This is a genomic window from Mesorhizobium sp. M0152 (genome assembly GCF_040322415.1).
Taxonomy (GTDB): domain Bacteria; phylum Pseudomonadota; class Alphaproteobacteria; order Rhizobiales; family Rhizobiaceae; genus Mesorhizobium.
In genome coordinates, this window is the sequence record NZ_JAMYTH010000098.1 from 1 (window position 1) to 4,017 (window position 4,017).

A 4,017-nucleotide genomic window follows, 5' to 3' on the forward strand; every position below is an offset into this window, starting at 1 on the left:
ATCCCCATAGACATCGACTGTGGCCCGCGGGTTCCTGCATGAGAGGCTTTCGTACGCCCGACGGCACCCGAAACCCTTCCCAATAGCGGCCTCGCTCAGGCGTCGGAAAGTCAGGGTGAAGTTCGCCTTGCCAGCGACCATCCGATCGAGAAGATTCTGCGTCAGCGCAAGATCGCCTTCCCGTTCCGACAAAAGTCCCAACTTGCTACGCAATCCACTATTATACGCGTCGCTGAACCGTGCTGCGAAGGCAGAAAGCGCCTCTTGGGCCTGCTCCACTGATTTGTCCTGATCCTCAGCCAGGAGGGGCAGCAGACACTCCGCCAGCCGCGTCAGGTTCCACTGGGCGATCGCAGGCTGATTGGCATAAGCGTAGCGACCTAACTGGTCGATCGAGCTGAATACGGTCTTGGGATTGTAGATGTCCAGAAAAGCGCAGGGGCCATAGTCAACCGTCTCGCCGGCGATAGACATGTTGTCGGTGTTCATAACCCCGTGAATGAAGCCGACGAGCAGCCACTGCGCTACGAGGTTCGCTTGGCGCGCAATCACACTTTCCAGCAGTGCCAGGTAGGGGCGAGCAGCACCCGCGGCATCCGGGTAGTGCCGGGTGATCGCGTGATCAGCGAGAGCCCTCACCGCATCCACGTCCCCGCGCGCCGCGAAGAATTCGAAGGTTCCGATCCGCATGTGGCTGGATGCGACGCGTGTCAGCACTGCGCCTGGCAGGTAGGTTTCTCGTATCACCTCATCACCCGTCATGACCGCAGCAAGCGCCCGAGTGGTCGGAATGCCAAGAGCCGCCATGGCCTCACTGACAATGTACTCGCGCAGAACGGGGCCAAGCGCCGCCCGCCCGTCGCCGCCGCGGGAAAACGGTGTTCGGCCGGAGCCCTTTAGCTGGATATCCCGGCGCACTCCTTCCTGATCGACGATCTCGCCTAGCAGGATTGCCCTTCCGTCGCCGAGCTGCGGCGAACTGGCCGAACTGGTGTCCGGCGTAGGCGGTAGCGATCGGCTCGGCACCTTCGGGAAGCCGTTTGCCGGCAAGAATCTCAACACCCGCCTGCGTGGCGAGTTCTACCGGGTTGAGCCCGAGCTGGACGGCCAGCTCCTGGTTAAGCTTGAGGAGGTGCGGTGCGGAGACCGGGGTCGGGGAAACACGCGCATAAGACGAGCTCGGCAGCCGAGCATAGCTGTTGTCAAATGCAAAGCGTACCGTCATTCACACTCCTCAAACATCAACGGCAGTCGCGAGACGCTTCGTCGGTCGCAAAGATTGTTATCAATTACAATAGTGCCATCAGGCTGCCGGTCCGTATGCTGATGTGGCGATGCTCGAACTTCATTTCCAGCTACGTGCCAGAAATGGATGTGTCAGTGCCTTCGGGCAAGTAGCCTTCGAGCGGAACGGCTACGACGCTTCTCGCGCCAGCGAAGGCCGAATGGCTAGGCCAGGTCTGCTTGGTCGAGTTAAGTGTCTGAAAGGTGAGCAGAAGTTGCGCCATGCCTCACTGGAGGACTTCCGAGAGGAGAATTGATCTCTAGGGAGAAGTCGACGCGCGGTGTCCGCGGTCGACAAGAGGGCGGAACACAACTACCGGACCGACGTTGTGCTGAGGTTGGTAGGGTAGGAGACACGGCATGGTTGCCCCGCGCGCAGTCTGGAAGGGCTTTCTAAAGGTGGGGTCGGTGTCATGCGGCGTGAAGCTTGTGGGCGCGACCAGCGAGGCCTCCAAGATCCACTTCAAGATTTTAAACCGCAAGGACGGGCTGCCCGTCCAAAGCGCCTATGTGGACGAAGAGACCGGCGACATTGTCGATAGCGAAGACCAGGTGAAAGGCTATGAGACCGACAAGGACGACTTCATCAAGGTCGAGCCCGACGAAATCAAGAAGCTCAAGCTGACATCGGCGCATACGCTGGAGGTAGACGAATTCGTCGCCGTCGACGAGATCGACACGCGCTACCTGGAAAAGCCCTATTACCTGATCCCCGCCGACGGTGCCTCGGTCGAGGCTTTCTCCGTGCTGCGGGAGGCGATGGCAAAGAAGCGCGTGGCGGCGCGGTCCTGCGTGGTGCTTTACCAACGCGGGCGCGAAGTTCTGATACAGCCCTATGGCAAGGGAATGCTGCTTACCGAGTTGCGGACCCACGACGAAATGATCTCGGAAGAGACCGTGTTCGGGAACTTGAAAAGCCCTAAATACGATCAGGACCTGCTCGAAATTGCAGGCTTGCTGATCGACAAGAAGGTGACCACGTTCGATCCATCGAAATTTGAGGACACCTATGAAGATGCGCTCATCGCGATGATTGACGCGAAGCGCAAGGGCAAGAAGCTGCCAAAAACCGCACCCGAGCCCAAGGAGAACGTTGTCGACCTGGCGTCGGTCCTTCGCAAGAGCCTCGCCAAGGAAGGCATCAAGGACCGCCCCAAAGCCAAGACCGCACGCAAATCAGCGTAATCGGGCATCGGACGCTGGTGCTGTTCACCTGACTGTCAGTTGCCCTATTGTTCAGGACGCCGGGCGCGGAGGCTTTCATGTGCAATGACTACGAGCAGCATGTCGCATGGGCCGCATATTGTCGGACTCCAAGAGCCGGTGTTTCCACCAACTCTCGAAGTCCGACATGGGCAAGCCGGCCTTCGGTCGTAGGCTGTACTAACCTCATGGCCCACCTCACCAGCTTAAGCGCTCGTTTGGTCGGAGCTTTTTGAAGACATCAGCGCCCGCTGCATTACTGGCACAATTTGATCCATCGCTGACGCCAACCAGCTAGCTAGGTTGTCTGGCAATGTATCGTGGATCCAGACAAGCCGGCTCCTGCCAACGCCCTCTGAAAACACCTGCATTGACGTGTTGTCGTGAACGACCTCGTCTCCGACCCACCCCCAGACGATCCGTCGAGCAGCCTCATCGCGTGCGATAAGCCGCTCTTTGGCGACAGTGCCGTCGGCGAAGGTCAGTGTCCGCACGCCGGAGTCGTCCACTTCGCAGGCTGTGAAGACGCCCGGCACACCCTTAAGCGGTCCGCCCGCGAAGTCGCCGTGGACCGCCCAAACGGTCTCCGGCGACGCATCGATGATAATTTCCCTTACGACTGATGCCATTGCAACCCTCCAGAATAGGCAGACAGAGTTGTCTGCCTCTTGACTGTGCACAGACCTGTCTGTATGTGTCAACTATGACAAAGACCGACCCTGGCCGAGCCAGCGCGGCGCGCCTGCGTGTACTCGAAACCGCCACAAGGCTTTTCTACGCGGAGGGGGTGCGTGCGATTGGTATCGATCGCATCATTGCTGAGGCTGGAGTGGCCAAAGCAACTTTCTACAGTCACTTCCCGTCCAAGGATGGACTGGTTCTGTCCTATATTGAGGAGCAGGATCGCATTGGCCGTGCCTCACTCGGCGCTTTGGCAACGGGGGCGCCCCGTGACAGCTTGTTTGCACTCTTCGACACGATCAGCGAAGCTGCAATCCTGCCGGGCTATCGCGGCTGCCCCTTTTTGAATGCGGCCGTTGAGTATCCCGACCCGGCCACTCCTGTTCGGCAAGCCATCGACGAACACCGTCGCTGGCACCGTGATTTGCTGCGCAGACTACTCGCAGACACCGGTTGCACAGATCCAGACGCCGCCGCGAACATCCTTCTTGCTATATGGGACGGCCTGATGGTGTCAGGTCATGTTGACGATCCTAGCCGGATACGGGTGCTTGCCCGTCAAGCCTTGGCCGGTGTGATCAACGCGCAATAGTGCTTAGCCAGTTAAGGTCCGTTTCGGGTCATAGCTGCGCCTTGCCGTTGTGTGCCGCAAAGGCCGCAGACTGTGTCGAAGGCAGAAATTCCTCAGGATAAGGTCCGCCATCGCTACGCTCGTTTGAACGGCTTCACACGGCGAACCTCACCAGTTTGATTGCAGCCGGTGCGTACCCATCCGGTGAAGACCGCAGACGTGCGTATCCGGCGGCCATGAGCACCTGAGCACCGCGGTGCTGGAGTCAGGCTTTCGAT

General features: G+C 59.3%; 3 protein-coding genes and 1 pseudogene. 2 read left to right on the top strand and 2 right to left on the bottom strand.

Features of this window, described 5'->3' with window-relative positions; genetic code table 11:
• Window positions 1–1,225: pseudogene (locus NKJ26_RS33145) on the bottom strand (protein adenylyltransferase SelO); the annotation flags it as partial.
• 419 nt (window positions 1,226–1,644) lie between these two features.
• On the opposite strand from NKJ26_RS33145, the gene ku reads away from it, so the two are divergent.
• Window positions 1,645–2,469 carry a non-homologous end joining protein Ku gene (gene ku / locus NKJ26_RS33150; RefSeq protein WP_352700043.1) on the top strand — a complete coding sequence of 275 codons (825 nt, stop codon included), beginning with the start codon at window positions 1,645–1,647 and terminating at the stop codon, window positions 2,467–2,469.
• 224 nt (window positions 2,470–2,693) lie between these two features.
• On the opposite strand, the gene NKJ26_RS33155 is transcribed toward ku, so the two are convergent.
• Window positions 2,694–3,116 (bottom strand): SRPBCC family protein, encoded by a 423-nt coding sequence (locus NKJ26_RS33155; RefSeq protein ID WP_352700045.1) that lies wholly within the window; start codon window positions 3,114–3,116, stop codon window positions 2,694–2,696.
• A gap of 74 nt (window positions 3,117–3,190) precedes the next feature.
• On the opposite strand from NKJ26_RS33155, the gene NKJ26_RS33160 reads away from it, so the two are divergent.
• Window positions 3,191–3,760: a TetR/AcrR family transcriptional regulator gene (locus NKJ26_RS33160; RefSeq protein ID WP_352700047.1), complete on the top strand. Its 570-nt coding sequence runs from the start codon at window positions 3,191–3,193 to the stop codon at window positions 3,758–3,760.
• Window positions 3,761–4,017: the final 257 nt, after the last annotated feature.